This is a genomic window from Neisseria blantyrii (genome assembly GCF_962747855.1).
In the GTDB taxonomy this organism is placed as follows: Bacteria; Pseudomonadota; Gammaproteobacteria; order Burkholderiales; family Neisseriaceae; genus Neisseria; species Neisseria viridiae.
In genome coordinates this window covers 1-5,456 of sequence record NZ_CAUIZY010000026.1, presented here as the reverse complement: position 1 = coordinate 5,456, position 5,456 = coordinate 1, and the positions used below count along the sequence as shown (strand labels likewise).

2 tRNA genes and 3 rRNA genes are annotated in these 5,456 nt (G+C 50.4%); all 5 read left to right on the top strand.

The features are described 5' to 3' along the window. The first annotated feature begins 140 nt into the window (after positions 1 to 140). The 5 genes from Q9J80_RS10735 to rrf all read left to right on the top strand — a co-directional run bounded on the left by Q9J80_RS10735 (position 141) and on the right by rrf (position 5,417). Positions 141 to 1,681: ribosomal RNA gene (locus Q9J80_RS10735) — 16S ribosomal RNA — on the top strand. 100 nt (positions 1,682 to 1,781) lie between these two features. Beyond that, positions 1,782 to 1,858: transfer RNA gene (locus Q9J80_RS10730), tRNA-Ile, on the top strand. A gap of 5 nt (positions 1,859 to 1,863) precedes the next feature. Then, a tRNA-Ala gene (locus tag Q9J80_RS10725) sits at positions 1,864 to 1,939 on the top strand. 378 nt (positions 1,940 to 2,317) lie between these two features. After that, positions 2,318 to 5,209, top strand: a 23S ribosomal RNA gene (locus Q9J80_RS10720). Positions 5,210 to 5,303: 94 nt separating this feature from the next. Beyond that, positions 5,304 to 5,417 (top strand): 5S ribosomal RNA (gene rrf / locus Q9J80_RS10715). The 16S, 23S and 5S rRNA genes sit together here with 2 tRNA genes alongside, the layout of an rRNA operon. Positions 5,418 to 5,456: the final 39 nt, after the last annotated feature.

The following is a 5,456-nucleotide window of genomic DNA, read 5'->3' as shown; positions in this document are numbered from 1 at the left end:
AACGCTCTTTAACAAAACAGATTACCGATAAGTGTGAGTGCCTTGAGCCTCACACTGTTTGAAAGACAGACAAGATAATGTTTTGAACATTGTCCTGTTGGTTTCTTTGAAGCAGACCAGAAGTTAAAAAGTTAGAGATTGAACATAAGAGTTTGATCCTGGCTCAGATTGAACGCTGGCGGCATGCTTTACACATGCAAGTCGGACGGCAGCACAGAGAAGCTTGCTTCTTGGGTGGCGAGTGGCGAACGGGTGAGTAACATATCGGAACGTACCGAGTAGTGGGGGATAACTGATCGAAAGATCAGCTAATACCGCATACGTCTTGAGAGGGAAAGCAGGGGACCTTCGGGCCTTGCGCTATTCGAGCGGCCGATATCTGATTAGCTAGTTGGTGGGGTAAAGGCCTACCAAGGCGACGATCAGTAGCGGGTCTGAGAGGATGATCCGCCACACTGGGACTGAGACACGGCCCAGACTCCTACGGGAGGCAGCAGTGGGGAATTTTGGACAATGGGCGCAAGCCTGATCCAGCCATGCCGCGTGTCTGAAGAAGGCCTTCGGGTTGTAAAGGACTTTTGTCAGGGAAGAAAAGGCTGTTGCTAATATCAGCGGCTGATGACGGTACCTGAAGAATAAGCACCGGCTAACTACGTGCCAGCAGCCGCGGTAATACGTAGGGTGCGAGCGTTAATCGGAATTACTGGGCGTAAAGCGAGCGCAGACGGTTACTTAAGCAGGATGTGAAATCCCCGGGCTTAACCTGGGAACTGCGTTCTGAACTGGGTGACTAGAGTGTGTCAGAGGGAGGTAGAATTCCACGTGTAGCAGTGAAATGCGTAGAGATGTGGAGGAATACCGATGGCGAAGGCAGCCTCCTGGGATAACACTGACGTTCATGCTCGAAAGCGTGGGTAGCAAACAGGATTAGATACCCTGGTAGTCCACGCCCTAAACGATGTCAATTAGCTGTTGGGCAACTTGATTGTTCAGTAGCGTAGCTAACGCGTGAAATTGACCGCCTGGGGAGTACGGTCGCAAGATTAAAACTCAAAGGAATTGACGGGGACCCGCACAAGCGGTGGATGATGTGGATTAATTCGATGCAACGCGAAGAACCTTACCTGGTCTTGACATGTACGGAATCCTCCAGAGACGGAGGAGTGCCTTCGGGAGCCGTAACACAGGTGCTGCATGGCTGTCGTCAGCTCGTGTCGTGAGATGTTGGGTTAAGTCCCGCAACGAGCGCAACCCTTGTCATTAGTTGCCATCATTCAGTTGGGCACTCTAATGAGACTGCCGGTGACAAGCCGGAGGAAGGTGGGGATGACGTCAAGTCCTCATGGCCCTTATGACCAGGGCTTCACACGTCATACAATGGTCGGTACAGAGGGTAGCCAAGCCGCGAGGTGGAGCCAATCTCACAAAACCGATCGTAGTCCGGATTGCACTCTGCAACTCGAGTGCATGAAGTCGGAATCGCTAGTAATCGCAGGTCAGCATACTGCGGTGAATACGTTCCCGGGTCTTGTACACACCGCCCGTCACACCATGGGAGTGGGGGATACCAGAAGTAGGTAGGGTAACCGCAAGGAGCCCGCTTACCACGGTATGCTTCATGACTGGGGTGAAGTCGTAACAAGGTAGCCGTAGGGGAACCTGCGGCTGGATCACCTCCTTTCTAGAGAAAGAAGAGGCTTTAGGCATTCACACTTATCGGTAAACTGAAAAGATGCGGAAGAAGCTTGAGTGAAGGCAAGGTTCGCTTAAGAAGAGAATCCGGGTTTGTAGCTCAGCTGGTTAGAGCACACGCTTGATAAGCGTGGGGTCGGAGGTTCAAGTCCTCCCAGACCCACCAATAACGGGGGCATAGCTCAGTTGGTAGAGCACCTGCTTTGCAAGCAGGGGGTCATCGGTTCGATCCCGTTTGCCTCCACCAAAACTTTGCAAATCAAAGTAATCCTGTTGCTTTTATTTTATTTGTACTTTTATATTTTATAGCAACTTATTTTGATTTGCGGAGTAGAATAACGACGCATCGATCTTTAACAAATTGGAAAGCCGAAATCAACAAACAAATAAAAGTTGGTTTGCCGAATCGAAACCGGTTGCAACCGGTGTTGATTCCAAATGTCAAAACATGGAAAAGCAAACCGAAACAGTATTTGGGTGATGATTGTATCGACTTAATCCTGAAACACAAAAGGCAGGATTAAGACACAACAAAGCAGTAAGCTTTATCAAAGTAGGAATTTCAAGTTTACTTCCCTAGTCAACGGGTAGGTAAACAAAGTCAAAGAAGTTCTTGAAATGATAGAGTCAAGTGAATAAGTGCATCAGGTGGATGCCTTGGCGATGATAGGCGACGAAGGACGTGTAAGCCTGCGAAAAGCGCGGGGGAGCTGGCAATAAAGCTATGATCCCGCGATGTCCGAATGGGGAAACCCACTGCATTCTATGCAGTATCCTAAGTTGAATACATAGACTTAGAGAAGCGAACCCGGAGAACTGAACCATCTAAGTACCCGGAGGAAAAGAAATCAACCGAGATTCCGCAAGTAGTGGCGAGCGAACGCGGAGGAGCCTGTACGTGATAACTGTTGAGATAGAAGAACAAGCTGGGAAGCTTGACCATAGTGGGTGATAGTCCCGTATTCGAAATCTCAATAGTGGTACTAAGCGTACGAAAAGTAGGGCGGGACACGTGAAATCCTGTCTGAATATGGGGGGACCATCCTCCAAGGCTAAATACTCATCATCGACCGATAGTGAACCAGTACCGTGAGGGAAAGGCGAAAAGAACCCCGGGAGGGGAGTGAAATAGAACCTGAAACCTGATGCATACAAACAGTGGGAGCACCCTAGTGGTGTGACTGCGTACCTTTTGTATAATGGGTCAACGACTTACATTCAGTAGCGAGCTTAACCGAATAGGGGAGGCGTAGGGAAACCGAGTCTTAATAGGGCGAACAGTTGCTGGGTGTAGACCCGAAACCGAGTGATCTATCCATGGCCAGGTTGAAGGTGCCGTAACAGGTACTGGAGGACCGAACCCACGCATGTTGCAAAATGCGGGGATGAGCTGTGGATAGGGGTGAAAGGCTAAACAAACTCGGAGATAGCTGGTTCTCCCCGAAAACTATTTAGGTAGTGCCTCGAGCAAGACACTGATGGGGGTAAAGCACTGTTATGGCTAGGGGGTTATTGCAACTTACCAACCCATGGCAAACTCAGAATACCATCAAGTGGTTCCTCGGGAGACAGACAGCGGGTGCTAACGTCCGTTGTCAAGAGGGAAACAACCCAGACCGCCAGCTAAGGTCCCAAATGATAGATTAAGTGGTAAACGAAGTGGGAAGGCATAGACAGCCAGGATGTTGGCTTAGAAGCAGCCATCATTTAAAGAAAGCGTAATAGCTCACTGGTCGAGTCGTCCTGCGCGGAAGATGTAACGGGGCTCAAATCTATAACCGAAGCTGCGGATGCCGGTTTACCGGCATGGTAGGGGAGCGTTCTGTAGGCCGATGAAGGTGCATTGTAAAGTGTGCTGGAGGTATCAGAAGTGCGAATGTTGACATGAGTAGCGATAAAGCGGGTGAAAAGCCCGCTCGCCGAAAGCCCAAGGTTTCCTACGCAACGTTCATCGGCGTAGGGTGAGTCGGCCCCTAAGGCGAGGCAGAAATGCGTAGTCGATGGGAAACAGGTTAATATTCCTGTACTTGATTCAAATGCGATGTGGGGACGGAGAAGGTTAGGTTAGCAAGCTGTTGGAATAGCTTGTTTAAGCCGGTAGGTGGAAGACTTAGGCAAATCCGGGTCTTCTTAACACCGAGAAGTGACGACGAGTGTCTACGGACACGAAGTAACCGATACCACGCTTCCAGGAAAAGCCACTAAGCTTCAGTTTGAATCGAACCGTACCGCAAACCGACACAGGTGGGCAGGATGAGAATTCTAAGGCGCTTGAGAGAACTCGGGAGAAGGAACTCGGCAAATTGATACCGTAACTTCGGGAGAAGGTATGCCCTCTAAGGTTAAGGACTTGCTCCGTAAGCCCAGGAGGGTCGCAGAGAATAGGTGGCTGCGACTGTTTATTAAAAACACAGCACTCTGCTAACACGAAAGTGGACGTATAGGGTGTGACGCCTGCCCGGTGCTGGAAGGTTAATTGAAGATGTGAGAGCATCGGATCGAAGCCCCAGTAAACGGCGGCCGTAACTATAACGGTCCTAAGGTAGCGAAATTCCTTGTCGGGTAAGTTCCGACCCGCACGAATGGCGTAACGATGGCCACACTGTCTCCTCCCGAGACTCAGCGAAGTTGAAGTGGTTGTGAAGATGCAATCTACCCGCTGCTAGACGGAAAGACCCCGTGAACCTTTACTGTAGCTTTGCATTGGACTTTGAAGTCACTTGTGTAGGATAGGTGGGAGGCTTAGAAGCAGAGACGCCAGTCTCTGTGGAGCCGTCCTTGAAATACCACCCTGGTGTCTTTGAGGTTCTAACCCAGACCCGTCATCCGGGTCGGGGACCGTGCATGGTAGGCAGTTTGACTGGGGCGGTCTCCTCCCAAAGAGTAACGGAGGAGTTCGAAGGTTACCTAGGTCCGGTCGGAAATCGGACTGATAGTGCAATGGCAAAAGGTAGCTTAACTGCGAGACCGACAAGTCGAGCAGGTGCGAAAGCAGGACATAGTGATCCGGTGGTTCTGTATGGAAGGGCCATCGCTCAACGGATAAAAGGTACTCCGGGGATAACAGGCTGATTCCGCCCAAGAGTTCATATCGACGGCGGAGTTTGGCACCTCGATGTCGGCTCATCACATCCTGGGGCTGTAGTCGGTCCCAAGGGTATGGCTGTTCGCCATTTAAAGTGGTACGTGAGCTGGGTTTAAAACGTCGTGAGACAGTTTGGTCCCTATCTGCAGTGGGCGTTGGAAGTTTGACGGGGGCTGCTCCTAGTACGAGAGGACCGGAGTGGACGAACCTCTGGTGTACCGGTTGTAACGCCAGTTGCATAGCCGGGTAGCTAAGTTCGGAAGAGATAAGCGCTGAAAGCATCTAAGCGCGAAACTCGCCTGAAGATGAGACTTCCCTTGTGGTTTAACCACACTAAAGAGTCGTTCGAGACCAGGACGTTGATAGGTGGGGTGTGGAAGCGCGGTAACGCGTGAAGCTAACCCATACTAATTGCTCGTGAGGCTTGACTCTATCATTTGAAGGACTTCAAATGAAAAGCTTACTGACTGATTCAGTCATCACCGAATATATTGATTAAGGTTTTACCGATTTGTAACAGTTTAAGTTTGGCGGCCATAGCGAGTTGGTCCCACGCCTTCCCATCCCGAACAGGACCGTGAAACGACTCAGCGCCGATGATAGTGTGGTTCTTCCATGCGAAAGTAGGTCACTGCCAAACACCCTTTCAGAAAACCCCCGATTATTCGGGGGTTTTTGC